Genomic DNA, 26407 nt, shown 5'->3' on the forward strand with positions numbered 1-26407 from the left:
CGTTTTTTGAAAAATATTTTACACCGTTTTTTTCTTATCTATAAAATGTATGAATTACATCAAATTTATAGTGCTGCGTAAACCCTTTCTAAAATTAATGGAACTTTAAAACGAGTTTTATTAGCAGGTTACACCACATAACTTCCTAAATACCTACTGGTAGCCGTAAGTGCTAAGTCTATATTCGTAAAAGTAGCCCAAAGGTGTACCGTTTCCCCATGAAATATCTCCATAAAATCGAGGGCACTCGTACCAGCTTCTCTCATGTTGTATGCCATAAAAAAATCAAAATCATTTAATCTAGGAGCATAAGCAACCACCAACAAGGCATCCGTTGGGTATGCCAATCCTTGTTGGCTGTTATTTAGCCACGCTAAGGTTAAGGCTGTAGTTCCGGCACCATGCACCATGGAGTGCGCAATACCACTCAAGCCGCCCATACCAATTAATACTTTGCTATAGTCAATTTCAAAAGCAGTCCCCGTATAGCTAACAGCCTCTTTTAAATGGTAAGACATGGCATTGTCAAAAGGTGTTTTATTACCCGTAGCACTAAAGGTTTCCGTTAGTAAGCCTTTAATAGGGCTTAAAAATTGTAGCATAAATTTAAACTTATCACGTTCCAACTGGTCGGCACTTCTTAGGGCTTTACTTATTTTATTAGGTATAGCTTGCAGTACATTTATACCTCGCCAATGACTACCAATAACGGGACCTACCTGTCCTGAAAAGTCACCTAAAACACCATTGTTGTATGTTTCCATTAATTTTATATGCATTTTGTTAATAAGCGCTAATATATAAAAAAAATAAAATAAAAACCGATTAAGTGTTGTTTTTTGACGATTAAAAGCGTAACTAGTTGGAATCTTGTTAGATATTCATTGGAGAAGGGTTTAAGAATTGTTTATAAAATAAAGGTTTTATGCTAAAAAGGAAATAGTTTTATGAGATGAGATAGGAGGAAGTCTAGTATATTTTGAATGGAAATAAAATAAAATTTCAATATTTACTATTTTCCATATACAAGTTTCTGTAATATTTTGTAGATTTAAATGCTCCCTATAATTTTTTTAATTAAAAGACACAAATTTCCAAATAGTAATTAAATTATTTGGATACACTTTTTAATATAATTAGCTAATGGGAGATAATTTTATACCTTTTAAAAGCATTGGTCTTTGTTTTAGTGGCGGTGGCTATCGCGCTACGTTTTTCGCTCTTGGTGTGGTTTCATATTTAGATAAAATTAAATACCAAAACGGCACTTTACTTGAAAATGTAGAAGCCATTAGTACCGTAAGTGGTGGAACCCTTTTAGGGATTGCCTATGCTAAAGCAGCACAAGAGCCTGATTTTAACTTCAAGGCATTTTTTAAAACCTTCTATAACCGGTTTGAACCTGTAAACGATACATTACTAGAAACGGCCATACAAAAATTAGAAGACGATACTGTTTGGGAAAGCCATCCGAACAAAAAACGATCGCTAATAAATGCCTTTGCGCTTACTTATGCCGACATGGATCTTTTTAAAGGCAATTTCGAACCTTTTAAAAAGCCCATATCAAAACATTTAAAACACGTTTGTTTCAACGCTACCGATTTTTCCTTTGGCTTAGCTTTTAGATTTCAAAATACCGGAGTGTTTGGCAATAGCCCTTTAAAAAATACTCACCTTAACGCCTTAAAATACGATGTACAATTAGGCGATATTGTGGCATCTTCCTCTTGCTTTCCTTTAGGGTTTGAACCTTTAATATTTCCAGACGATTATTTTAAAAACCAAAATACCACAGACTATAAAGCTTTAAAAAGTTTAGATCGTTTTATGGATGGTGTAGGTATTATGGATGGAGGCATTACCGATAACCAAGGTATTGGTAGCATGATAAATATTAGCGACCAAAAAAGTAGACAGCGTCCGTTAGATTTAATTATTGTTAACGATGTGGGCAGTTTTAAAATGGATCCTTGGCAACAAAATACTGCTACCATTAAAAAAAGTTCTAGTTTAAAACAGAGTATTTCAAAAATTCTAAAGTATTTTCAAATGAAACCCTTGTATTGGGTAACACTCGTAATAGGCATCGTTATTGTAGTAGGTAACTCCTTAAAGCTCCTTCATAATACTGCTTTTACAGCCCTTTACATTTTAGGAAGTATGATTATGGGGATAGGATTAACCCTTACTTTTTTAGGGGTTATAGCAGGCGTTGTAAAAAAGTTTGGCACCCATTGGTTTAAAAATGTATTTAGAAAAAATATCCCTGAGGCACTTATAGATGATGTTGCTAAGTTCGACACCTTAAATATTAACTTGATACAACAGATGTTAACAGACCGATTAACCTCTACCGTAAAAATGGTGAACGATATATTTTTAAAACAAATACGCCGTTTAAATTACGACCTCTTGTACTCTAAAGCCTCTTTAAAACATAAAATAATAACGGCTACTGTGTATGAGTTAAATGGAGAAAAAACAGCGTACACCACTAGTTTTAAGCATAATATAGCTATTAAACCAGCACCAAGTAAACTTTTAAAAGATATAGGCCTTACAGCTTCTAAAACACCAACAACACTATGGTGGGACAAAACAGATGTTGCTAAAAACAGAATGGATACTCTTATTGCCTGCGGGCAGTTTACCACCTGTTACAAATTGCTAGATTATATTTTAGAATTGAAAAAGGATGCTGAAACCCAAGATATAGACACTAAAGCTATAGATGATTTATACCACTTACTTTTAAAAGATTGGAAAGCTTTTAATGAGGACCCTTTGTTTGTGTTAGAAATATTAAATCTTTAACCCCTAGTTAAATTAGAACATCTGATTAGATGGAGTTCTACAGTATTGTCACCTCAAATACCAAAATCAAATTACTTATTAAAATACTGTATATTTGGGTACTGCATTTAAATCGCTATCTTTTGAAACGTTTTTACCTTCCCGTTTTTATAATCATTTTATGTGCAAAAGGAGTTGCACAACCTAAGGTTTTAAGTAGTGAAGAGGCTTTGAGCCGTTATGAAGCTATTAGTGCCTCCATGACAAAATCGTTTCCAGAAGATAACATAAAAACCTATAGAAGAACATCTTTCACAGAGCAGCAATTAGAAACCTATTTGTCTCAACATTACCAACGTTTAGATTTGCTACCCTTTATTAAAGGGCATCATGCTTTTAAATTACAAAGTTATCTTCATTCTGGAAATTGGTTTAAAGAAATTGGCTTTCCTCAAGCGTCTATAGCATCGTATAAAGACTTTTTGTTATATTATAACGCCAATGCGAGTCATTTAACGCTTGATGAAGCGAAAGCGCTTGTGCCATTGCGTGCCTATGCTTATGATATTTTAGCTGCTAATTATGCAAAATTGTCTTTTTTAGATAGTGCAGCTATAACCCATAAGATTAATATTAAATTTATTGAACAGTACAATATTGTTTCTTATCCGTCGTCTCTTAACAACTACGGTTTGTTTTTATATACCTATAAAAAAGACTTAGATTCGGCTTTAGTTTATTTTAATAAGGCCTATACCATTACACAAGCACGATTTCCTCAGCATACCTTAATAGGCAGTATTAGAGATAACATTGCAGATGTGTACATAAACACCCATCAACTAAAACGCGCCAAGCCTTTATATAAAGCTAATTTTGAATTTTATGCCTATGCCAAAGATGAAAATATGGGCATCAAGGACATCACGCGTTTAATAAGTGCGGGTTCCCAATTTGTAGAAACCAGTTTAAGATTAGGCCATTTAGAAGATGCCAAAACAGCCTTCCAGGGCTTAGAAACTATTATGGACACCTCCAAGACCATCCCTGTTTTACCGAGCTCTAAATTGGAATTTTTAAAGGCACAAGAGCTGCTATATGCTACACAAAACAATATATCAGCAGCTTACAACACTTTAAAATATATTGAAGTGTTGTCTGATAGTTTAATTGCAGTAGAGGCAGAGGTGGATGAAGAATGGCGAAACGAACTTAATAATATTACCTTAGATCGTGTGGCGCTAAACTTTGAAATCAACCGCATTCGAAATGAAAACAAAATTAAAAGTCAGCGTTCAAAATTATGGATTAGTACCTTGGCATCGTCTCTCGTACTTATTCTTTTACTTTTTCTGTTTTTACGTAGGCATCAACATTTTATAAATGCTAAAAACAAACAATTACTCGCCGAGCAAGCCTTAGAGAATACCGATTTAAAAGTAAAGCAGTTACATTTGGACATAAAATCGAAGGAGCGCGACTTATCCGACTTTGCCATCAGCCTTACTGAAAATCAAAAATGGGCGGAGCTTTTGGCTAGTAAAGTAGGAGCTGTTACAGCAGCACATCCTAAAGATCGTGAAGTGTTGCTGTTGGATTTGAAACAAGAAATTAAGAATAAAATAACTTTTGATAGTGATACAAAAGTGTTTTTCGAACGTTTGGATAAATTGAGTGATTCGTTTTACAGTGAATTGACAAAAAGCTTTCCAAACCTGAGTAAAAATGAAATTAGGTTATGCTCGCTCATTCGTTTAAAAATTGATAACCGGCATTTAGCCTCCTTGCAAAATATTACTTTAGCCTCTCTAAACACAAGCAGATACCGACTTCGTAAAAAATTGAATCTGCCAGAAACTGTCGATTTGGATCAGTTTATTCAAAATCTCTAATCTCAAAAAAAATATTTGTCATCACTTAATAGACCTAGGTTTTTTCATGTTGTCTATTCATTGTCTAGTGTTTGTTCATCATCTGTCTATATAAATATCAAGGTTTTAACATGAGTTTGTTATACTTTAGCCTTGTGAATATAAAATATCTTTTACTGTTTAGATTTTAAAAAATACGATAAGCATTAGTTAATAGCAAAACTGAAATGTATCATATTAAAATCTTATTACTTATGAAGAAACTTGTTTTTGGTTTAATTTTACTAGGATTAACCAACCTAGTGCAGGCACAAAATAATAGTCTAGCTGCAGTTTTTAAAACTGAAAAGCCAGCAATATACACTACTAAAGCGATGCCTATTAAAAATGCTACGTATTTAGCCTACACAGCTTTATACCAGCCAGCAAAACATATTGTGATGTTACATAAAAAAGTAGCCGAATTTAATATAAAAGCATTGGATATTTACACCCCTAAACATACCATTACGTATGATGTGGTATTTAAAGAAGGCACTAATGTTATAAAAGCCACCTACAATCATGATGGTGATGTTATTAGTTGTACCGAATCTTTTGAAGCGGTTAGACTCCCTTATAATGTGAGTTCACAATTATCAAAAGACTATCCCAAATGGTTATTTAGTAATACATGGTGTACTATTAACTATTCTGAAAACAATAGCGCAGAGGTTGTTTATTCGGTACTGCTTAAAAAGGGAACTAAAAGCAAAAAGGTAACGATAAATCCCTAGTAAAATTTTGACTATTATCAACCCGCAGGCAGACATTCTTTAGGGGATTCTGCCTGCTTTTTTATGTATTAAGTCATTCTTAAGCTTTAACTCTAATGGGTTTTAATTGAATAAATCCAAAAAGATCCAATAGTTTTATAATTAAATAGGTGATATCAATCTCATACCATTTTACTCCAAAATTCGCTCTGCTGGCATGCCTGTGATGATTATTATGATAGCCTTCACCCATCATTAAAAAATCAAAACGGAAGAGATTTTTACTAGTGTTTTTCATTTTATAATTCACATAACCATAAATATGACCAAACCAGTTAATAATAACTCCATGAATAGGAGCCATTAAAAAAGTGATGGGTAATAAGAGCCATTGCCACCAAGCCGTCGCAAAGCTTGCAAAAAATAAAATATAAAGACCTATCCAAAGCAGCCTAGAAAAGCGCGAACTTGCAAATAAATCAAAACTTTTCCATTGCGGAACGTTTTTGGTAAATCGCGAATCGATGCTAATACGTTGCTTATTAATATCTTGATAAATAGTTTTTGTTTTCCACATCATGGCAAATAAATTAGCATCATGCGATGGCGAATGCGGATCGTTTTCAGTATCTGTATAAGCATGGTGCATACGATGCATAATACCATAACCGTAAGCACTTAAATAACTGGAACCTTGAAAAACCCAAGTCAATATAAAAGTAATACGTTCCATGGTTTTAGACATAGTAAATACTTGGTGTGCGGCATAACGATGCAAAAAGAACGACTGGAAAAATAAACCGCCATACCAAAGCACCAAAACAAAAATAACAATAATCATAACTTTTTTTTGCAAAGGTAATTGCATTAAACGTGCCATACAACCAAATGGAATCAATTAAATGCACATATTATGCGTTTTTTGCTATTATTGTTGATTTTTTAGTTTACTTACTTATCATTTACAGGCTTGCTGGTAATGAAGCTTTACTAATTAATACTAAAAATAGGATTGCCATTTGTTTTATGGCACTATCTTTGTACTGTAACAAGTATTAATAAAATAAATTATATTACAATGAGTAAAGGAACAGTAAAATTTTTCAACGATGCCAAAGGTTTTGGATTCATCACTGAAGCAGGCGTTGAAAGAGATCACTTTGTACACATTTCTGGATTAGTAGACGAAGTTCGCGAAGGCGACGAAGTTGAATTTGATCTAAAAGAAGGCAACAAAGGATTAAATGCAGTGAACGTAAAGGTTATTTAATATATACTTTCTAGTTTAAAAGCAAGCCCATCAGCCATGATGGGCTTTTTTTATGACTTATTTTGAATATGTTCCTATGCCAAACGAGAGAGCCAATTGCTTTCGAAATGTCAGTCTGAGCCTGTCGAAGACCTCGTGAAGAGTATTTTGACGTATAAAAAGATAACTAATTTGTAAAAAACAACCACGATACCCAGTGGTTAAATAGAATAATAAACTAATTGCAGAGATTCCCCATAAAAGTGTGGTTATCTTTGCAAAAAATTAATGTGATGTCAAAACCGTTTTCAGATTTAGGAATTAATACCCCATTACTGCAAAGTTTAATTGCTTTAGAAATTACAGTTCCTACAGCAATACAAGTAAAAACCATTCCCGTTGTTCTAAACCAAAAGGAAGACGTGGTGGTTTTAGCAAAAACAGGAACTGGAAAAACGGCTGCGTTTGGTTTGCCGTTGTTGCAGTTGATGAATGCCGAAAATAGTAGCATACAAGCACTTATATTAGCACCCACTAGAGAATTGGGACAACAAATTTATAATAATCTAGTAGCCTTTGCGGTTAACAATCCTGAAATAAATACCATCTCTTTATGTGGTGGGGCGTCTATCAAACCTCAAATAGCGGGCTTAAAGGCCGCAACTCATATAGTAGTAGCAACGCCAGGGCGTTTAGTCGATTTGATAAAACGCGACGCCATAAATCTTAAAAATCTAGAGTATTTGGTGTTGGATGAAGCCGATGAAATGGTGAGTGCTTTAAAAGAGGATTTGGATGTGATTATAAAAGAGGTTCCGAAATCGAGAAGAACCTTATTGTTTACTGCCACCATGCCTGGAGCTATTAAACAATTGGTACAGAATTACATGTCGAAGAAGGTTGTTCAAATAGAAGCAGACATGGAAACAGTGGGGCATCAAGGTATAGACCATCAATATGTTGTGGTAGAACCCATTGAAAAGTTAGAGGTATTGCTTCATTTTTTAAATACGAAAGAAGGAGAACGTGGAATTATATTTTGTAAAACCAAAGCGGCCGTTAATAAATTGGCAAAAAACTTAGCCATTAATAAGTTTTCATCGGGTGCACTGCATGGGAGTTTAACGCAGGGGATTCGCGACCGTATTATGGGCCAGTTTCGAGAAGGCTTTATTGATATCTTAGTGGCTACCGATTTAGCAGCGCGTGGTATTGATGTAAAAGAGCTGTCATACGTTATCAATTATCATTTACCGGATACTTATGATGCCTATGTGCATCGAAGTGGACGTACAGCCAGAGCAGGAGCCAAGGGACTCTCCTTAACCATTCTACAACAAGAAGAAGTAATAGATATTGCTGATTTTGAAAAAGAACTTGGAATTGTTTTTAAACCCTTTAAAAAAGCCGACGCCCAAAGTATTGAAGAAAACAACGGGCTATTATGGGCTAAAAAAATATTTAAGACGAAGCCGAACCGTGACATATCAGAAGATTTTAAAGCAAAGATTAAAACGATTTTTCATCATTTAACAAAAGAAGAACTCGTCGATAAAATATTAGCAAATTATTTAGCACAAACGGGTACTGAAATCCCAAAAGCAGAGGCTTCTAAAAAGACTAAAAAGAAATAAGCATTATGGCAAATAGTATTAAAAATCAGCAGGATATTTTAACCAAATTAAATATTCAGGCGTTGAATCCCATGCAAGTGGAGGCTGTTTCCGTAATTGAGACAACAACAAATACCATCATATTATCACCTACTGGTACCGGAAAAACCTTGGCGTTTTCCTTACCACTATTAAATGTTTTAGATCCAGAATCACACGAGGTTCAAGCATTAATATTGGTGCCCTCAAGAGAATTAGCCATTCAAATTGAGCAGGTCATTCGGTCTATGGGTTCGGGGTATAAAGTGAATGCGGTTTATGGCGGGAGACCCATGTCCAAAGACAAAATAGAAATCAAACACACTCCTGCTATTTTAATAGGAACGCCAGGTAGAATACTAGATCATTTTACGAGCGATCGTTTTTCTAAATCCAGTATAAAAACACTGATATTGGATGAGTTTGACAAGTCGTTAGAAGATGGTTTTGAGGAAGAAATGAAAGCCATTATAGGTCAAATTCCTAATATAAATAAGCGTATTTTAACCTCTGCGACTCAAGCTGTTAAAGTCCCTGGTTTTGTGCGATTGGATAAACCACATACTATTAACTATTTAAAAGAAAAAACGGCCTCGAAACTAGCTATTAAAACCGTCGTGTCTCCCGATAAAAATAAATTAAAAACCTTGTTAGAATTGTTACAGCATATTGGCAATGAACCAGGAATTGTTTTCTGTAATTTAAGAGATAGTATTGATGAAGTGAGTCGTTTTTTAACACGAAATAAAGTAAGTCATGCCTGCTTTTCGGGGGGTATGGAGCAACAAGATAGAGAGCGTGCTTTAATAAAATTTAGAAACGGTACCAGCCAAGTACTTATTGCAACCGATTTGGCGGCTCGGGGTATTGATATTCCTGAAATGGCTTATATCATTCATTATGAATTGCCAAAACATGAAGAAGAATTTATTCATAGAAACGGGAGAACGGCTCGTGTAAATGCCAAAGGCACCGCCTATATATTAAAATGGCAAAGGGAAGTATTACCCGAATTTATTAAAAATATTAAAGGCATTAATGTCTCTAAAAAAGCGCCCGTTACAGCACAAGCCTGGGAAACCTTATTCATTTCTGGCGGACGAAAAGATAAAATTTCCAAAGGAGATATAGCCGGATTGTTTATTAAGCAAGGAGGTATTAACAACGATCAATTAGGAACCATCGAACTAAAACCCGATTGTGCCTTTGTGGCAGTGCCATTTACTATGGCAGCTACATTGGTAGAAAAACTAAACAATACCCGATTGAAAAAGAAAAAAGTGCGGGTAACTATTTTGTAATAGGTAATTAATTAGAAATATTTTTAACATTAAATTCGTAAATTGCATCATATCCATTTACTGAAAAACAATGCTAAATAAACTATATCCTTTACAATTGCCAATAGGCACCCCGAATCCAGACGACAACAGTCCCATCGATTTTTCAAGTCCCTTTGATGTGATCGTATTTATCATTCTGCCCATACTCATGATCATCTTTTATATTATATGGAAGCGGAGTAAGAGGGGCGATAGGGATTGAAATGTGTTGCTAATAAGGTTTTTATAGGTATTTAAAGACTTTAACTCATTAAGAATCACCTATCTTTAACATTCATTTTTAAGCTTAAAGCCATTATATCTATGAAGTATTTACTCATTACTTTCTTCCTGTTTGTCGTACTATTAGTTGCTTGTAATGAAGTTAATCCCAAAGGCGAAAAAGAGGTGCGTAAGTTTGTAAAACAATGGAATGAAGCCCATACACTATTAAAGTCACCTTACCTCCAACGTGATTATATGGATGTTGTTAACTATTACGGAAAAGAAAAAACCAGAACTCAAGTACAGCAAGATAAGGAGTTACTGTTTCAACAATTTCCAGACTATACACAGCGTATTCTAAACGACGAACTCGTCATCACAAAAGAGGCAGGAAACTATTTAGTTATGTTTACTAAACACGTTAGTTATAACGGGATAGAAGCCGATTACCCCTCGTATCTTTCAGTGATATCTAAAAATAGTACTTTCAAAATACTGCGAGAAGGTGTTGCTGAAAATGCCAAAGATCTAGATGCCCCCATTTTTCCGAGTGCACGCGAAAATAATGCGAGTCTCTCTAATGAAAGACAATTGTTTGGTGATTTTAATGGCGATGGTTTATCGGACTATGCGAATGTAATCTCTCCAGAAATAAGTTCCGCTGTAAAAAAGGGAACCCAGAAGGTGGTAGCATGCAAAGGAGGGTGCAACAGCGTGATTACCTTTAGTAATAAAGATCTAAACGACATCATAATCAAAGGGGCGTACCGATCTCAATTAGAAAATCTTAAAGATCTAAATAGTGATGGTGCCGACGAGATTGGTTTTTGGGATATAAAACCCACGAGTAAGAGTCTATATGTTTTTAATGCAACAAATGGTACATTACTCACCGAGCCCATTGTAATTAATACGACCGTTCATAAAAACCTTAAGCTTATTGATGTTTTTAAAAAATCTGGTCCTAATAAAATCACAGTAACACATAGTGCACAAGTCAACGAAAAGTGGGTTTTAAAGAGCCAAGTGATTCTCTTGGATTAATCGGATAATTATATATTAAAGATTTCATTTAAATTAATAAAAAAATAAAGATTTTATTTTGGCGTTGGTAAACGGTTATTTATCTGCCAAGATTATTCAAAAACAAGCATCAAAAAATCCTTCAAAATAAAATGTCAAAACTATTTAGCAGCTTAACTATTAAGGATATCACATTTAAAAATAGAATTGTTCAATCCCCGATGTGCATGTATTCTGCGGAAGATGGCTTAGCCTCAGATTGGCATTTTGTGCATTATGGTACCAGAGCTATAGGCGGAGCAGGAACTATCATGACAGAAGCTGCAGCCGTCTCACCAGAAGGACGCATTAGTCCTGGGGACCTCGGTATCTGGAGCGATAAACACATAGAAGGTTTAAAACGCATTACTAGCTTCTTAAAACAAAATGGAAGTGTGGCAGGTATTCAATTAGCACATGCAGGACGAAAAGGCAGTTATGAAGTACATGGTGCTGATAGTACCTTGATGCGTACCAAAGAAGAAGGTGGCTGGGAAGTCATGGCGCCTTCTGCCATCCCATTTTCTGATAATGCACTCACACCAAAAGCTATGACCTTTCAAGATATGGAAACAATCAGACAGCAGTTTGAGTCCGCCACCAAAAGAGCTGTAGCCGCAGGCTTCCAATTACTTGAAATACACAGCGCACATGGTTATTTGTTACATTCATTTCTATCACCCATATCTAATAAGCGGGACGACGATTATGGTGGCAGCATAGAAAACAGATCACGCCTATTGCTAGAGGTTATTGAAACGGTTCAGACCGTATGGCCTAAGAATTTGCCTTTAGCGGTCAGGATCTCGGCAACTGATTGGGATGAATCAGGTTGGGATTCAGAATCCTCGCAATGGCTGGCGCAACAATTGGAACAGGCAGGCGTAGATATTATAGATGTATCTAGCGGTGGCACTTTGCCCAACGTTACTATTCCTGTGGGTCCAGCATATCAATTACCTTTAGCAAAAGACATTAAAGCAGTGGTAAAAACTATGAAAGTAGGTGCCGTAGGTATGATTACCAATGCCGAACAAGCTGAAACCATTTTACTAAACGATGATGCCGACCTAATTTATATAGGAAGAGAATTTCTACGCAACCCTTATTTTCCATTACAAGCAGCTCAAGATTTACGAGCAGAACCGGACGTTCCAAAGCCATATGAACGTGCGTTTCCTAAAAGGAAATAGCCGATATGTAAAAGCATAAACTTTTCTTAAAGCATTTTGATTTCAGTACTAAATAAGGTATATTTTCTTTTGAAAAATATGTTATGAGTAGAGGATTTGTAAAAGAAGATGATCAAGAAGAAACACCTATTATACCACCCAGGGCTGCATTGCCTGAAGGTGTCACCAATTATATCACCCCATTTGGTTTGCAATTATTGTTAACCGAAAAAGAAAATATAGAAGAAGAACGTGCTAATCTGAATGTACAAGACGAACAGGAACGTAGACGAGATCTTGCGGTAATTAATGGGAGACTGACCTTACTTCAAGAGCGTGTGGCTTCTGCCAGAGTGTTACAGCCGCATGATCAGGTAAAAGACGAAGTGCGTTTTGCTGCCACTGTTATTATTAAAATGAACAAACAGGTTCAGGAATTTCAAATTGTAGGGGTAGATGAAGCAGACGTTAAACAACAAAAAATAGCTTTTATAGCACCTATAGCTAGAGTGATTACTGGTAAAAAAGTTGGAGACCAAGTCGATTTCCAATTAGGAAATGACATTCGAAAAATTGAGATAGTAGAAATTTCTTATCGCTAGCTATAAAAGGTGGAAGCAAGAATATAATATGGGGCCCATCTGTATAAGCACAAAAAAAAGGCTGTATGAAAAGTGTTATTCTGAGTCATATTGAGCCTGTCGACATATTCAAACTTATTGATAATCTATATCAGTTTCGACAAGCTCAACCTAACAAAGCAAATAAAATACACTTTTTAGACAGCCTCTTTATATATCTAAAAGTTATACTATTTTAAAATTTCCAATAACTTTTCTGCAACTAGTTCAGATGAGGCTGGGTTTTGCCCCGTAATTAAATTACCATCTTGAATTGCATAAGCAGCCCAATCTTCTTTTTTTGAGTAGATGCCTCCATTTTCTTTCAACATATCTTCTACCAAAAATGGCACTACATCTGTTAATTGTACTGCTGCTTCTTCAGTATTTGTAAAACCTGTTACTTTTTTACCTTTTACTAAAGGATTTCCGTTCGTATTTTTAACACCTTTTAAAGCGGCAGGAGCATGACATACAAATGCAATAGGTTTTTCTTGACTATTAAATTTTTCAATTAACGCGATGGAAGTCGCATCGTTTGCTAAATCCCATAATGGACCATGTCCGCCTGGGTAAAATACGGCATCAAAATCGTCTGGATTCATATCTGCTAGCTTTTTTGTATTCGCTATTCTTGCTTGTGCTTCATCATCTTTATCAAAGCGCTCTGTAGCTGCTGTAGCAGTATCAGGTGAGTCGCTGCTAGGATCTATAGGAGCGGCACCTCCTTTTGGGGTAGCAATAGTAATTGTAGCACCTTTATCTAATAAGGTGTAGTATGGATTTGCAAACTCTTCAACCCAAAATCCTGTTTTTTTCCCTGTATCTCCTAATTTATCATGAGATGTTAATACAAATAATATATTCATGTCTTTATGTTTTTTAATTTTTATATTTTCTTCTGAAACCTTTTCAGAAGGTGATGCATTTTTAACGTCTTTACAGCTAGATGCTGTTATAATCGTAAGCACGAATGCTAATGATTTTACTAATTTCATTTAGTAGGCCATTTTTACAATTTTCTCCACTTTATCTGGCGATAATGATTGATGTTCTCCTAATCCTGTCCAACCACGATTGGTAAAACGCTTAGAAATCTCTTCAGCAGTTCCTTCATAATCCTTTGTGTAATCAGATAGTTTGGTGTCAATTCCTAATTGATGGAAAAAAGCGACTGTTTTTTCAATGGCAGCATAGGCTTTATCGTCTGTACTTCCTTCAGTTATATTCCAAACACGTTGGCCATATTGTGCTAACTTTTCTTTTTTAGCTTCAAAGTTAAATTTGTAATGACTTGGCGCGATCACTGCTAAGGTACGCGCATGATCAATACCAAATAAAGCGGTTAGTTCGTGTCCCATTGCATGAACAGCCCAATCTGTGGGGACTCCTTTTTGTATCAAGCCGTTTAAAGCCATGGTACAACTCCACATAAAATCAGAAGCTGCTTTATAGTCTGTTGGATCTTTCAATACTTTTGGAGCCACTTCAATAAGGGTTTGTAAAATACTCTCGGCAAAGCGGTCTTGTAATAATGCTCCAATGGGGTAAGTCATGTATTGCTCTAAAACATGTGTAAAGGCATCGGTTAATCCATTTGCTAATTGGCGTTCTGGAATAGAGGCAATCACTTGAGGGTCTAATATGGAGAACTCAGGAAACAAACCAGGTCCGCCCATAGCTAGTTTCTCTTTAGTTTCAGCGCGTGTAATCACAGACCCTGAATTCATTTCAGAACCTGTTGCTGGTAATGTTAATACGGTACCAAAAGGCATGCCTTTTTCGGTTCTAATATTCTTGGTTAGAATATCCCAAGGGGTCTCACCCTCATATAAAGCAGCAGCCGATAAAAACTTGGTGCCATCTATAACCGAACCACCACCAACAGCTAATAAATACGTGATGTTTTCTTCTTTAATTACTTTTAAAGCTTCCAGTAAAACCGCATATTCTGGATTGGCAGGAATGCCCCCAAACTCAACAACCTCTAGAGAGGCTAAAGCTGTTTTTACTTGGTCGTAAATACCGTTTTTTTTGATACTACCACCGCCATAAAGTAGTAATACTTTGGCGTCTTTAGGTATTTCATTTTCTAATTTTTCTATGGTATCCTTTCCAAAAATAATTTTGGTAGGATTCTTAAACTCAAAATTGTTCATTTTCTTTTTCTTTTTTAGTTGTTAAATTTTAACGATCATTTTCCCTTTGTTTTTACCTTCAAATAAATCGATAAAAGCATTCGGAATGTTATCAAAACCATTTACGATGGTTTCTGAGTATGTTAATTTGTCTTCAGCTAACCAACTTGATAATTGCTTCATAGCCTCCGGGAATTTTTTAGCATAATTAGAAACAATAAACCCTTGCATTAAAGCACTTTTTTTAACTAGGAAAGGCTGAACACTCATACTTTTTGGCGTTTCTTTACTATTGTAAGTAGAGATAGCTCCACAAATGATGATTCTTGCAAATTGGTTGATATTATACAACACCGCATCTGAAATGGGGCCGCCAACATTATCAAAATAGATATCAACACCATTTGCTGCTAATTTTTTGATGTCTGCTTGAATGTCTTTACTCGTGTTATAATTGATCCCTGCATCAAACCCGAATTTGGTTTTTAACATCTCAATCTTTTCATCGGTTCCAGCAATTCCGATAACGTTAAGTCCTAATATTTTTGCTATTTGTCCAACAACGCTACCAACAGCACCAGCAGCACCAGATACCACAATAGTTTCACCGGCTTTGGGTTTTCCTATTTCATTTAACCCTAAATAAGCCGTTAACCCAGTCATACCTAAAACGCCTAAATAGGTGCTTAAAGGAGCTTTTGATGCATCTACCTTAAGTAAACCTTCGCCAGTGGATACTTGTTGTGTTTTCCAACTTAACATACCAGAAACAAAATCACCTTCCTTAAAATGGCTGTTTTTAGATGCAATTACTTTAGCAACCACACCAGATTGTACTGGTTTGTTTAATTCAAAAGGAGGTACATAGGATGTTGCGTCACTCATGCGCCCTCTTAAATAAGGATCTACAGATACATAAACAGCTTCCAGAAGTATTTCTCCCTCGTTGATTGTTAGTTGTGTATCTTCTGTTATAAATTCAAAATTGGACACTGTAGGTTTCCCTTGCGGTCTATTTTTTAATATAATGGTCTTAATCATAAGTGTATTTTTTAGTTTATTACCGTTATAAAATCTTCCATAGGTTTTCTAACCTTTTTAAGATTTACTAACCAATCTTCATCTTCTTTTCTGTAGCCTAATGTTAAAAACACCGTGCTCCGTAATCCTTTTTCGCGCAATCCTAAAATGGCGTCTACTTGGTCCGCACTAAAACCTTCCATAGGAGTACTATCTACCTTTTCGTTGGCAGCGGCAACCAGGGCCACACCTAAAGCGATATAGGCTTGTTTAGCCGCATGGTTAAAGTTTTCTTCAGCATCTTTTTGAGGATACGAGTTTAAGAGTTGCTGGCGGTAGTTTTCCCATCCGTCGTTTTTAAACCCCCGAATGTCGTTTGTTAAATCGAACATATAGTTGATTCTATCGGCTGTATAAGTATCCCAAGCCGCAAAAACGAGTAAGTGAGAGCATTCTGTAATAACCGATTGATTCCAAGCAACTGGTTTAATTTTTTCTTTAATATCTTGATTTTTAATTACTATAATTTCAAAAGGTTGTAATCCACTAGAGGTAGGTGCTAAACGTGCTGCTTCTAAAATGCGTTCAATTTTATCCTCAGATACCGTAGCTCCATTCATTGATTTTGTAGCATATCTCCAGTTTAATTTATCTAATAATTCCATGTTTTATTTTTATTTGTTTTTTGCGATTCTTTTAATATCGTTTGAAGTAATTATCACTTCGGCATTACTTTTACTATTGGCTAAATGTATCATAGCTTGTGCGATACTTTCAGCATTAATTATTTTGTATTTCTTTAATTTTCCAATAAATAAAGGCTGTATTATTTTAAATAGCCCCAAACCTATTCTTTCTAGTACTCTACGCTCACGACGATCTCCACCAATTAAAGACGGTCTTAGTATAAAAGTATTTTTTATGTTTTGTTGTAATACATCGTGTTCCATTTCTCCTTTAGTTTTATTATAAAACACGCTGCTATTTTTATTGGCACCCATGGCCGAGATGACTAAAAAAGTAGGGATGCTATTTTCTTTTGAAAGTTGAGCGGCATGTACAGGGATGCCATAATCTATTTGTTTATAACCTGCCTTATCGGGTGTTTTTTTAGCAGTGGTACCAATACAACAATATACTTCGTTTGCGGTGAAATCAGCTTTAAATGTCTCTAACTCGAATAGATCACCTATAAATTGCACGACTTTATCAGGCAGGCCTTCAATTTTTGAACGTGAAAACAATTTAATGGTAGTGTAGCGTTCATCTTTTATTAATTTATGAAGTAATAAATTACCTGTAAGCCCTGTAGCTCCTAATATAATGGCTGTTTTATTCATCTTATTTATTTACTTTAATACTGCTCCAAGCAGATTGATAAGCTTCTTCTATATGTGTTTTATCTAATTGAAAAGAACCTCTTTTTTGATTAATCATTAAAAATGATAATGGATTTATAGCATAGGCATACAATAAGTAATCTGATATCGGTTTTATTATGCCTTCTTTTTTACCACGCGTCCAAAGGTCGAGTAGGGGTTGTAAATGTTTTATCCCTTCTTGTCTACTAGGTTCGTCTATCATGGGTGTATTATCACATTGAGCTAAAAACATGGCATGTTCACATTCTTTTAGTTTAAAATCGGCAATACGTTTCCATATAAGTTCAAAACCAGTTTCAACAGACATGTTTTCATCGTAGGTTTCAAAAGCATAGTTTGTATATGCTGCTTTTACATCTATATATGTTTTGTTTACTAAATCTTGCTTATTCTCAAAATATAAATAAATAGTCGCAGGAGACACATTTGCCATTTTTGCAATTTTGCTCATAGGCGTCGCATGAAAACCATTATTGTTTACTAACTCAATCGTTGCCTTTATAAGTGCGTTACGCTTATCGATGCTTTTTTGAAGTTTTGCCATATTATCCATCATTTATAGTACAAAGGTACTTAAAAATGAACGTTCATTCTTTTTTTTAACATAAGTTTAAATTCATACAAATAACCAGAAATTAAAAGTAAGGCTATTTAAGCACATAAAATTCATCCCCATGTATTCGAGTTAAAAATTAATCGTTTAAGACTAATTATATCCTTGTTATTGGGGGATATTGAAAAAAAAATCAATTTATATGGAACATGTATTAGTAGCAGGTGCGAATGGCACCACTGGAAAAAAAATTATAGAACTCTTAAAATCGTCTCAGTATTTCATACCAATAGCGATGGTAAGAACCATTGAGCAAAAGAAAAATTTTGAAAATCAACATGTAAAGACTGTTCTTGGTGATTTAGAAAAAGATATATCACACACTATTATAGATATAGATAAAGTGATTTTTGCTGCCGGATCTGGAGGAAAAAAAGTAAAAGAAGTCGATCAAGAAGGTGCAAAGAAATTAATTAAAGCATCGACAGAAGCTCAGGTTAAAAAATTTGTCATGTTAAGTTCTATGGGCGCAGATAACCCAGAAGCTTCAGCGGAACTTAAAGATTATCTAACGGCCAAGCATAATGCCGATATGTATTTAAAAGACTCTGGACTTAATTATGCCATCGTGAGACCTGGAAGCTTAAATAATAAAAAAGGGGATGGGAAAATAGAATTGGCAAAATCATTAAATAAATCTGGTGAGATTACACGAGATGATGTGGCCCAAACTTTAGTAAGAGCACTGCATGATGATACCGCTAATAATACAACCTTTGAAATTCTTCAAGGAAACACTTTAGTTGGAAAAGCATTTGACGCTATAGAGTAAATTTAATTTTCTATTTAAGTGAAATGTCACTTTAATAGCATCAAAAAGAGGCTGTCTGAAAAGTGTTATTCGGAGTCATATTGAGCCTGTCGAAATATTCAAACTTATTGATAATCCATATCAATTTCGATAAGCTCAACCTGACAAAGTAAATAAAATACACTTTTCAGACAGCCTCTTTTTTTATATTTAGAAGAACTCTTATCTTATTAAAATCGATTTAATATTCACAAACTCCTTCATTCCAAAACCACCGTGTTCCCTTCCATACCCCGAATTTTTAACACCTCCGAAAGGCATATTGGGTGTAGCTAAACCGAAAGAATTGATAAACACCATTCCAGTATCAAAATAATTTTGAGCCAAGGCTATGGCACGGTCTTCGTCTTTTGAAAAGATACCACCACCAAGTCCAAACTTACTATCATTTGCAATACGCATGGCATCTTCTTCATCTTTTGCGCGTATTAGAGAGGCTACAGGTCCAAATAATTCGTCCTCATAAGCAGGTTGCCCAGGTTCTACATGTTCCAGAATCGTTGCAGGGTAAAAATAACCATCGGTATAGGGAAGTTGTCCTCCACATAATATCTTCGCACCCTTTTTAACACTGTTAGTAACTTGTTCATGTATTTTATTTCTTAAATCTTCTCGTGCCATAGGCCCAAGTTCGGTATCTTCATTTTTTGGATCGCCTAGTTTTAATTCAGACATGGCTTTAACAAAAGCATTTTTGAATGTTTCATAAACAGCATCTACAGCTATAAATCGTTTGGCGGCAATACAGGTTTCTCCATTATTATAAATGCGCCCTTTTACCGATTCTTCAACCGCATTTTCTATATCGGCATCTTCCAATATTAAATAAGCATCGTTACTTCCTAATTCTAATACTGTTTTTTTCAATTGTGCACCTGCTTTTTCTCCAATAATTTTACCAGCACCAGGACTTCCTGTTAAAGTAATGCCACGTATTAATTCGTGTTCTATAAGTTGATTGGATTGTTCATGATCAATTATCAGAACTGTAAATAATCCTTTAGGTAAGCCAGCATCTTTAAATATTGATTCTAATAACTTAGCAGTTCCTGTTACATTGGATGCATGTTTTAAAAGCACGCTATTACCTGCCATTAAATTTGCTATAGCATATCTAATAACTTGATATGATGGATAATTCCAAGGTTGAATGCCGTAAATAATGCCAAGAGGTGCGTAGGTAATAATCCCTTTTCCTCCCGTTGCGAGTTCGCGCGTTTCATTTTTCAAGATCGTAGGTGCATGTGTGGCGCAGTGGTTACAAATGGCAGTACACGTATCGACCTCTTGATGACTTTGTTTTAATAATTTACCCATTTCATCGGTCATTAATTCTGTAACATCCGATTTACGCTTTTGGAGTTCTTCTCCAATAGCTTTAATAACCTTACCTCGGTCTTCATGAGACTTTAATCGCCAATTTAAAAAGGCAGTTTGGGCACTTTGTACAATCTCCTCAACGTCATTTTTTGACATATAAGTATAAGATGCCAAATCCTTTCCATTTGATGGGTTTTTAGTTTTAAATGTGTTTTTATGTGTTTCGGTTTTCATAGTCCTAATCTTTATTTTTTATAAAGATAGGCTGGATTAAAAGACAAGCTTAGCTCAATAATAGAAGTTATTGACTCATTCGCAACTTATATAAATATAAGAGACTATGTAAAGATTCCTAACTCGAACCGACTAAAAGGTCTTTATGCTGATACATAGAAATGATGAAACTATATAACTTATTCATGTAAACCACTAGTAATTTTAAATAGTACCTTTATCTAATCAAGAGATGGAACTTATTTTGTTCCTCTAATTAAGACCCATATCTTATCTTTTATTATTTACATTTATGAAAAATCAACATACATTTTATTCCATTTTAGATCTTGCTTTAGTTTCTAAAGGTCAATCTCTAAAAGAAACTTATAATAATGCCCTTCAATTGGCGCAACATGCCGAAGCGTATGGTTACACCCGCTATTGGTTGGCAGAACACCATAATGCACCCAATATTGGGAGTAGTGCCACCTCGGTATTAATAGGATATGTGGCCCAAGGCACTAACACGCTTCGCATTGGTTCTGGTGGGATTATGCTCCCTAACCACTCCCCATTAATTATTGCCGAACAATTTGGTACTTTGGCATCTTTGTATCCTGGCCGTATTGATCTGGGCTTGGGTAGAGCCCCAGGAACCGACAGAGAAACCGCAGAAGCCATTCGTTCCGATTTTATGCACGCTGCTCATGCGTTTCCTGATGAATTAGAAAAAATACAAACCTATTTTTCTTTAGAGAATTCAAGATCTAAAGTACGTGCCACTGTAGCGGAAGGGGTAGACGTGCCTATTTATATATTAGGTTCCAGTACAGATAGTGCACATTTAGCTGCAAAAAAAGGCTTGCCTTATGCCTTTGCTAGTCATTTTGCCACCACCCATTTATGGGAGGCGCTAGATATTTACCGGAATGAGTTTCAACCATCATCCGATTTAAAAAAACCTTATGTTATGGCAGGGGTAAATATTATTGTAACAGATACCGATGAAGAAGCGCAACGTTTATCAACCTCCTTAATCCGCATGATTGTTGGCATCTTTACAGGTAAGCGCGATTATGTACAGCCCCCTACAGCTTTTACCGATGAGCTTAAAGAGGTGATGCAAAATCCTCAAGTACACCAAATGCTAAAGTATTCTTTTATAGGTAGTAAAGCCACCGTTAAGGATCAGATCACAACATTTATGAAACAAACGCAAGCCGACGAACTGATTGCAGTCACTCATATTTATGATGTTAAAGATAGGATTCGCTCTTATGAATTATTTGCCGAGATTATGAAGGAGTTAAATGAAACTGTGTAAATTAAGTATATGAACTCAAGTGTTTGTGTTTATTTGTGAAAGCAAAAACATGTTTAAATACATAAACAGCTGTAAATGGCACATGCGGCCATGAATACTAATACAGTTACCTTATATAACTTTACTTTGGTAAAAGTATAGGAAGGTACTCAAATCTTCTTTAATTTTTTTCTTTTCAAATATTTCTTTAAAATGTAAAGGAAATACTTGATCCGACTCATAATCAGGTGGTCCCTGGTTCGAGCCCAGGTGATTCATACTTAATATCATCAGCACTTTCCTGCATAGCCTGTTCTTCGAAATACTGGATTATATCTGGAATTTTAACTCTAACGTCACGTTTTTTGAATCAGACCATTCCTTACGAGTATAATCATCTCTTTTGAAAATTAATTCTCCCATAGGCACTAATTCTGTTTCATTCCAATGACCATTATTTTTTATTATAATTCGTTTGCTTTTTTCTCTTAAGTATATTTGAGATTCAATTCCATAAACAGTTATAATAGTCCCATAATGTTCTTTGTGGGATGGAGTATTTTGAAGTGAAGAAATCTTCAGCGGTTTTTGAGCGTTGCTTATTGGCTGAACAAATAAAAAGGATTTTGGTTGTGATATATTATAGTTCAAATAACAATTAATGACTATTCAAATTTAAGAACATTATGGCAATATAAAATTTTGGATTACAAAAATCTTACTACTTGTTTTACTATTGTTATAAATGTATATTTACATGTCTAACCAATGCCTTATAATGTTTAACGAAGACTCTAGAGTTAAAATACCTTCTATATTACATCTCATTCAATTAGGGTATACGTATCTTTCACTAAAAGATATAGAATGGGATGAAAACACCAATATTTTCAAATCAATCTTTATTGAGCAACTTCAAAAAATCAATCCAAATGTTTCAAATAGGGATATTCAAAAGGTATACGACGAGGTTTCAATTTCTTTAGAAAATGAGGATTTAGGACGTGCATTTTACAATAAACTCATAGACCAATCAGGAGTTAAACTTATAGACTTTGAGAATTTTGATAATAACTCCTTTAATGTTGTTACGGAGTTGCCTTATCAAAAAGATGATGAAACATTTAGACCTGATATTATTTTATTAATTAATGGCATGCCTTTAATTTTTATCGAAGTTAAAAAGCCAAACAATCATAATGGCGTACAAGATGAACACCAACGTATGCAAAGACGTTTTCAGAATAAAAAGTTTCGTAAGTTCATCAACTTAACGCAACTTATGGTGTTTTCCAATAACATGAAGTATAACGATGAAGATACTCAAATGTTAGAGGGTGCCTTTTACAGTACAACAAATTATAAAAAACCAATATTTAACTATTTTAGAGAAGAGGAAACTTTTGATTTAGAAAAACTACTTAAACCAATTTCTGAGGAAATTGAAACTTTTGTACTAAAGGACACAAATCTTTTAAGTATTAAAAGCAGTATAGAATATCAATCTAATAAAAGTCCAAATACTGTAACCAACACCATTTCTACATCGTTGTTTCAACGTGATCGTTTAAAGTTTATTTTGCGTTATGCTTTTGCTTATGTAGTGGAAGAAAATGGAATTTTAGAAAAGCATGTCATGCGGTATCCACAGTTATTTGCTACCAAAGCAATAGAAAACAAACTGGAAGGTGGCATAAGAAAAGGAATTATTTGGCACACACAAGGTTCTGGGAAAACAGCGCTGGCGTATTTTAACGTAAAACACCTAACGCATTATTTTCAAAAGAAGGATATTATTCCAAAATTCTATTTTATTGTAGACAGATTGGATTTATTAACACAAGCTGCCAAAGAATTTAATGCTCGTGGATTAGGTGTGTATACCATAGATAGTAGAGAAGCTTTTACAAAAGACATTAAGTCAACAAAGGTTATTCACAATAATTCAGGAAATGCGGAAATAACGGTTGTAAATATCCAGAAGTTTAAAGATGATCCTGATGTTATAAAAAATAACGATTACAATTTAAGTGTACAACGTGTTTTCTTTTTAGATGAAGTACACCGTAGTTATAATCCTAAAGGTAGCTTTTTAGCCAATTTAGAATTAGCGGATAAACACTCTATAAAAATTGGATTAACGGGCACGCCATTGTTGGGTTCTGAATATAATTCTAAAACCTTATTTGGCGATTATATCCATAAATACTACTATAATCTTTCAATTAAAGATGGTTATACGCTGCGTTTAATTCGTGAAGAAATTGAAACCAATTATAAATTAATTTTAAAAGAGACGCTTAAAAATATTAAAGTTTTACAAGGCAATATAGATAAGAAGTTGCTCTATGCAGATCATCGTTTTGTAGAACCTATGTTGGACTATATTGTAAAAGATATGGAGCAAGCCAGAATTTCAATGAATGATAACAGCATTGGTGGTATGGTGGTTTGCGATTCTTCCGATCAGGCTAAAATGATGCATGAGATTTTTCAAGATAAATATGCTGATAAATCGAGTACCCTATACAATCAAGCTGCCGAAGAACCTGAAAACTATGGAAGCAAGAAAAAAGAAGAAAGTAAAGTAAATACGGCACAAGTTATTTTACATGATATTGGTACCAAACAAGACCGTAGAGATTGGGTTTCCGATTTTAAAGCGGGTAAACTGGATGTTCTCTTTGTATACAACATGTTATTAACGGGTTTTGATGCCAAACGATTAAAGAAATTGTATATAGGCAGAAAAATTAAATCGCATAATTTATTACAAACCTTAACACGTGTTAACCGTACTTATAAAACGCATAAGTATGGTTATGTGGTTGACTTTGCAGACATCCAAAAGGAATTTGACAAAACCAACCAAGATTATTTTAACGAGTTGCAAAGCGAGTTAGGAGATGAGATGCAGCACTATACAAATCTGTTTAAAAAACCTGAAGAAATCCAGGAAGAAATAGAAGAAATCAAAGATGTTCTTTTTAGATTTGACACACGTAATAAGGAAATATTTTCTCAGCAAATTTCAGAAATAAATTCACGTTCTGAAATTCGTCAAATAGCGAAAGCTTTAAACAATTCTAAGGAATTGTATAACTTAATTCGTTTGTCTGGTAATTTTGAATTGCTAGAAAGATTAGATTTTAGAAAACTCAACGTTTTAGCGCGTTTAACCAACGATAGGTTATCCTTAATAAACACAAGAATTGCCTTAGAAAACAATGTTGACACCGAAAACATTTTAAACACGGCCTTAGAAGATGTCATTTTTGCTTTTACCAAAGTGAAAGAAGAAGAAATGATATTGGCAGATGAATTAAAAAACACCTTAGGTAGAACACGAGAAATGTTAGCTGGAAACTTCGACCAAAAAGACCCGATTTTTATTTCGTTACGTGAAGAATTGGAGCGATTGTTTAAAAAGAAAAACCTAAGTGAAGTTTCTAAAGAAGAAATGGAAGCCAATATAAAAGCGTTGAACGAAATTTACGATAAAGCGAAAAAACTAGAACGGGAAAATCAGTTGTTAAGAGCTAAATATGATTACGATGCTAAATACGCACGCATTCATAAACGCTTAATGGAAAAAGATCCTTTAACAGATAGCGAACGTAAACTATTTGAAGCATTAAAAGGATTAAAAACAGCGGTAGATAAAGAGATTTTGCAAAACTCAAAATTGTTAGAAAATGAAAGTTATGTAGATAAAATGGTAATGCGTTTGGTTGTGAACCAATTTAAAAAAGAACATAAAATAGACATTAATACCACCGATGTTAAACGCATTAACAGTATTATAGTCAGGGAGTATATGAACGAATACAACGGATACGTTGCGTAATGGAAATTCAGTTGTTGCAAAAAATGCAATAACTAAAAACAGTAAGTATGGACAACAAAATAGACATTTTCAAATCTAATGACGGTATAGAAATCCACGTTACATTAGAACAAGATACCGTTTGGCTTGATGCTCATTTAATTGCAAAACTATTTGGAGTACAGCGACCAGCTATTGTAAAACATATTGGTAATATATACAAGACTAAAGAGTTGAAGGAGAAATCAACCTGTTCCAAAAAGGAACAGGTTGCTTCTGATGGAAAACTTCGTAAAATGAAATTGTACAATTTAGATATGATAATTTCAGTTGGGTACCGCGTAAATTCTTCACGTGCCACCCAATTTCGTCAATGGGCAAATAACATTTTAAAAGACTATTTAGTACAAGGCTATGCTATTAACCAAAAACGTTTAGAGCAAAAAGAACAAGAAGTAAAGTTGCTAAAAGACGGCATTCATATTTTAACCAGAACGGTTAGTAAAGCTATTGAAGAAAAGGCTTCAGACAATATAATTTTAGAAACCTTCGCTAAAGGTCTAAGCTTGCTGGACGATTACGACCATGAACAATTAGACGTTAAAGGTTTAACTACAAGAGAAGTTAACTACCCTAGTTTAGACGATTACCAAGAACTCATCAGCCAAATGCTAACCGAATTTGATTCTGAAGTTTTTGGCAAAGAAAAAGATAAAAGTTTTGAAAGTGCTGTGGCCCAAATTGAAAAAGGATTTGGAGACAATGATTTTTACCCAAGCCTAGAAGAAAAAGCAACCATGCTCTTATACTTTGTGGTAAAAAATCATGCCTTTGTAGATGGCAATAAACGAATTGCAGCCGCTTGTTTTTTGAAATTTTTACAGGAAAACAACATGCTTTTTAATAGCCAACAACAACCCATAATTAGCAACGATACTTTAGCCAGTTTAACACTGTTTATTGCTTCTAGTAAGCCAGAAGAAATGCAAACTGTAACTCGTTTGGTAATTAGTGTACTAAACAGAAACCATAGCAATTAAAAAAACCAGAATTA

At 34.7% G+C, this 26407-nt stretch carries 22 protein-coding genes; 13 read left to right on the forward strand and 9 right to left on the reverse strand.

Translation table 11 applies throughout. From position 1 onward, the window contains the following. Nucleotides 1-128 precede the first annotated feature (128 nt). Nucleotides 129-764, reverse strand: a complete 636-nt coding sequence (locus tag QLS71_RS16030) for a DUF6266 family protein (RefSeq protein ID WP_308992784.1) — start codon at nucleotides 762-764, stop codon at nucleotides 129-131. A gap of 379 nt (nucleotides 765-1143) precedes the next feature. Here QLS71_RS16030 and QLS71_RS16035 point away from each other — a divergent pair, with 379 nt between their 5' ends. The 3 genes from QLS71_RS16035 (at nucleotide 1144) to QLS71_RS16045 (ending at nucleotide 5443) form a co-directional block, all read left to right on the forward strand. After that, nucleotides 1144-2817, forward strand: coding sequence for a patatin-like phospholipase family protein (locus QLS71_RS16035; protein WP_308992783.1), 1674 nt, complete (start codon nucleotides 1144-1146; stop codon nucleotides 2815-2817). A gap of 122 nt (nucleotides 2818-2939) precedes the next feature. Next, a complete protein-coding gene (locus QLS71_RS16040; protein ID WP_308992782.1) occupies nucleotides 2940-4688 on the forward strand; it encodes a hypothetical protein in 1749 nt (582 codons plus the stop codon). Nucleotides 4689-4921: 233 nt separating this feature from the next. Continuing rightward, nucleotides 4922-5443, forward strand: coding sequence for a hypothetical protein (locus tag QLS71_RS16045; RefSeq protein ID WP_308992781.1), 522 nt, complete (start codon nucleotides 4922-4924; stop codon nucleotides 5441-5443). Between the two features lie 79 nt (nucleotides 5444-5522). On the opposite strand, the gene QLS71_RS16050 is transcribed toward QLS71_RS16045, so the two are convergent. After that, nucleotides 5523-6263, reverse strand: a complete 741-nt coding sequence (locus QLS71_RS16050; RefSeq protein WP_308992780.1) for an acyl-CoA desaturase — start codon at nucleotides 6261-6263, stop codon at nucleotides 5523-5525. A gap of 237 nt (nucleotides 6264-6500) precedes the next feature. Here QLS71_RS16050 and QLS71_RS16055 point away from each other — a divergent pair, with 237 nt between their 5' ends. The 6 genes from QLS71_RS16055 (at nucleotide 6501) to QLS71_RS16080 (ending at nucleotide 12706) form a co-directional block, all read left to right on the forward strand. Beyond that, entirely contained in the window at nucleotides 6501-6692 is a 192-nt protein-coding gene (locus QLS71_RS16055; protein WP_308992779.1) for a cold shock domain-containing protein, read from the forward strand. A 272-nt stretch (nucleotides 6693-6964) separates the two neighbouring features. Further along, nucleotides 6965-8305 (forward strand): DEAD/DEAH box helicase, encoded by a 1341-nt coding sequence (locus QLS71_RS16060; RefSeq protein WP_308992778.1) that lies wholly within the window; start codon nucleotides 6965-6967, stop codon nucleotides 8303-8305. Nucleotides 8306-8310: 5 nt separating this feature from the next. After that, on the forward strand, nucleotides 8311-9624 hold the full coding sequence (locus QLS71_RS16065) for a DEAD/DEAH box helicase (protein ID WP_308992777.1): 1314 nt from the start codon (nucleotides 8311-8313) through the stop codon (nucleotides 9622-9624). Nucleotides 9625-9969: 345 nt separating this feature from the next. Then, nucleotides 9970-10914: a hypothetical protein gene (locus QLS71_RS16070; RefSeq protein ID WP_308992776.1), complete on the forward strand. Its 945-nt coding sequence runs from the start codon at nucleotides 9970-9972 to the stop codon at nucleotides 10912-10914. Nucleotides 10915-11045: 131 nt separating this feature from the next. Then, nucleotides 11046-12125 (forward strand): NADH:flavin oxidoreductase/NADH oxidase, encoded by a 1080-nt coding sequence (locus QLS71_RS16075; RefSeq protein WP_308992775.1) that lies wholly within the window; start codon nucleotides 11046-11048, stop codon nucleotides 12123-12125. A gap of 83 nt (nucleotides 12126-12208) precedes the next feature. Then, on the forward strand, nucleotides 12209-12706 hold the full coding sequence (locus QLS71_RS16080; RefSeq protein WP_308992774.1) for a GreA/GreB family elongation factor: 498 nt from the start codon (nucleotides 12209-12211) through the stop codon (nucleotides 12704-12706). Nucleotides 12707-12915: 209 nt separating this feature from the next. On the opposite strand, the gene QLS71_RS16085 is transcribed toward QLS71_RS16080, so the two are convergent. Genes QLS71_RS16085 through QLS71_RS16110 form a run of 6 tightly spaced genes read right to left on the reverse strand, consistent with a single transcriptional unit; the run spans nucleotide 12916 to nucleotide 17808 of the window. Further along, nucleotides 12916-13722, reverse strand: a complete 807-nt coding sequence (locus QLS71_RS16085; RefSeq protein ID WP_308992773.1) for a type 1 glutamine amidotransferase domain-containing protein — start codon at nucleotides 13720-13722, stop codon at nucleotides 12916-12918. Next, on the reverse strand, nucleotides 13723-14883 hold the full coding sequence (locus tag QLS71_RS16090; RefSeq protein ID WP_308992772.1) for an iron-containing alcohol dehydrogenase: 1161 nt from the start codon (nucleotides 14881-14883) through the stop codon (nucleotides 13723-13725). A gap of 21 nt (nucleotides 14884-14904) precedes the next feature. Further along, a complete protein-coding gene (locus tag QLS71_RS16095) occupies nucleotides 14905-15903 on the reverse strand; it encodes an NADP-dependent oxidoreductase (protein ID WP_308992771.1) in 999 nt (332 codons plus the stop codon). An 11-nt stretch (nucleotides 15904-15914) separates the two neighbouring features. Next, nucleotides 15915-16547 (reverse strand): nitroreductase family protein, encoded by a 633-nt coding sequence (locus QLS71_RS16100; RefSeq protein ID WP_308992770.1) that lies wholly within the window; start codon nucleotides 16545-16547, stop codon nucleotides 15915-15917. A 9-nt stretch (nucleotides 16548-16556) separates the two neighbouring features. Continuing rightward, a complete protein-coding gene (locus tag QLS71_RS16105; RefSeq protein WP_308992769.1) occupies nucleotides 16557-17222 on the reverse strand; it encodes an NAD(P)H-binding protein in 666 nt (221 codons plus the stop codon). A 1-nt stretch (nucleotide 17223) separates the two neighbouring features. Further along, on the reverse strand, nucleotides 17224-17808 hold the full coding sequence (locus tag QLS71_RS16110; RefSeq protein WP_308992768.1) for a TetR/AcrR family transcriptional regulator: 585 nt from the start codon (nucleotides 17806-17808) through the stop codon (nucleotides 17224-17226). A gap of 211 nt (nucleotides 17809-18019) precedes the next feature. Between QLS71_RS16110 and QLS71_RS16115 the strand changes: the two genes are divergently transcribed. Continuing rightward, nucleotides 18020-18649 carry an SDR family oxidoreductase gene (locus QLS71_RS16115; protein ID WP_308992767.1) on the forward strand — a complete coding sequence of 210 codons (630 nt, stop codon included), beginning with the start codon at nucleotides 18020-18022 and terminating at the stop codon, nucleotides 18647-18649. Between the two features lie 201 nt (nucleotides 18650-18850). Here the strand turns inward: QLS71_RS16115 and QLS71_RS16120 are convergent, their stop codons facing one another. Then, nucleotides 18851-20242, reverse strand: a complete 1392-nt coding sequence (locus QLS71_RS16120) for an NAD-dependent succinate-semialdehyde dehydrogenase (RefSeq protein ID WP_308992766.1) — start codon at nucleotides 20240-20242, stop codon at nucleotides 18851-18853. Between the two features lie 292 nt (nucleotides 20243-20534). Here QLS71_RS16120 and QLS71_RS16125 point away from each other — a divergent pair, with 292 nt between their 5' ends. The 3 genes from QLS71_RS16125 (at nucleotide 20535) to QLS71_RS16135 (ending at nucleotide 26393) form a co-directional block, all read left to right on the forward strand. After that, entirely contained in the window at nucleotides 20535-21548 is a 1014-nt protein-coding gene (locus QLS71_RS16125; RefSeq protein WP_308992765.1) for an LLM class flavin-dependent oxidoreductase, read from the forward strand. Nucleotides 21549-22305: 757 nt separating this feature from the next. Continuing rightward, nucleotides 22306-25374, forward strand: a complete 3069-nt coding sequence (locus tag QLS71_RS16130; RefSeq protein WP_308992764.1) for a type I restriction endonuclease — start codon at nucleotides 22306-22308, stop codon at nucleotides 25372-25374. A gap of 47 nt (nucleotides 25375-25421) precedes the next feature. Further along, on the forward strand, nucleotides 25422-26393 hold the full coding sequence (locus QLS71_RS16135; RefSeq protein ID WP_308992763.1) for a virulence protein RhuM/Fic/DOC family protein: 972 nt from the start codon (nucleotides 25422-25424) through the stop codon (nucleotides 26391-26393). The last annotated feature ends 14 nt before the right edge of the window (nucleotides 26394-26407 follow it).

Origin of the sequence: Mariniflexile litorale (assembly GCF_031128465.2) — a bacterium.
Classification (GTDB): Bacteria; Bacteroidota; Bacteroidia; order Flavobacteriales; family Flavobacteriaceae; genus Mariniflexile; species Mariniflexile litorale.

Bases quoted from the DNA above. Each gene is read 5' to 3' on its own strand.
- QLS71_RS16070 (WP_308992776.1), top strand. From the start codon at position 9,970: ATGAAGTATTTACTCATTACTTTCTTCCTGTTTGTCGTACTATTAGTT.
- QLS71_RS16035 (WP_308992783.1), top strand. From the start codon at position 1,144: ATGGGAGATAATTTTATACCTTTTAAAAGCATTGGTCTTTGTTTTAGT.
- QLS71_RS16065 (WP_308992777.1), top strand. From the start codon at position 8,311: ATGGCAAATAGTATTAAAAATCAGCAGGATATTTTAACCAAATTAAAT.
- QLS71_RS16130 (WP_308992764.1), top strand. From the start codon at position 22,306: ATGTTTAACGAAGACTCTAGAGTTAAAATACCTTCTATATTACATCTC.
- QLS71_RS16095 (WP_308992771.1), bottom strand. From the start codon at position 15,903: ATGATTAAGACCATTATATTAAAAAATAGACCGCAAGGGAAACCTACA.
- QLS71_RS16090 (WP_308992772.1), bottom strand. From the start codon at position 14,883: ATGAACAATTTTGAGTTTAAGAATCCTACCAAAATTATTTTTGGAAAG.
- QLS71_RS16115 (WP_308992767.1), top strand. From the start codon at position 18,020: ATGGAACATGTATTAGTAGCAGGTGCGAATGGCACCACTGGAAAAAAA.
- QLS71_RS16085 (WP_308992773.1), bottom strand. From the start codon at position 13,722: ATGAAATTAGTAAAATCATTAGCATTCGTGCTTACGATTATAACAGCA.
- QLS71_RS16030 (WP_308992784.1), bottom strand. From the start codon at position 764: ATGGAAACATACAACAATGGTGTTTTAGGTGACTTTTCAGGACAGGTA.
- QLS71_RS16110 (WP_308992768.1), bottom strand. From the start codon at position 17,808: ATGGCAAAACTTCAAAAAAGCATCGATAAGCGTAACGCACTTATAAAG.
- QLS71_RS16120 (WP_308992766.1), bottom strand. From the start codon at position 20,242: ATGAAAACCGAAACACATAAAAACACATTTAAAACTAAAAACCCATCA.
- QLS71_RS16060 (WP_308992778.1), top strand. From the start codon at position 6,965: ATGTCAAAACCGTTTTCAGATTTAGGAATTAATACCCCATTACTGCAA.
- QLS71_RS16045 (WP_308992781.1), top strand. From the start codon at position 4,922: ATGAAGAAACTTGTTTTTGGTTTAATTTTACTAGGATTAACCAACCTA.
- QLS71_RS16125 (WP_308992765.1), top strand. From the start codon at position 20,535: ATGAAAAATCAACATACATTTTATTCCATTTTAGATCTTGCTTTAGTT.
- QLS71_RS16050 (WP_308992780.1), bottom strand. From the start codon at position 6,263: ATGATTATTGTTATTTTTGTTTTGGTGCTTTGGTATGGCGGTTTATTT.
- QLS71_RS16075 (WP_308992775.1), top strand. From the start codon at position 11,046: ATGTCAAAACTATTTAGCAGCTTAACTATTAAGGATATCACATTTAAA.
- QLS71_RS16105 (WP_308992769.1), bottom strand. From the start codon at position 17,222: ATGAATAAAACAGCCATTATATTAGGAGCTACAGGGCTTACAGGTAAT.
- QLS71_RS16080 (WP_308992774.1), top strand. From the start codon at position 12,209: ATGAGTAGAGGATTTGTAAAAGAAGATGATCAAGAAGAAACACCTATT.
- QLS71_RS16055 (WP_308992779.1), top strand. From the start codon at position 6,501: ATGAGTAAAGGAACAGTAAAATTTTTCAACGATGCCAAAGGTTTTGGA.
- QLS71_RS16100 (WP_308992770.1), bottom strand. From the start codon at position 16,547: ATGGAATTATTAGATAAATTAAACTGGAGATATGCTACAAAATCAATG.
- QLS71_RS16135 (WP_308992763.1), top strand. From the start codon at position 25,422: ATGGACAACAAAATAGACATTTTCAAATCTAATGACGGTATAGAAATC.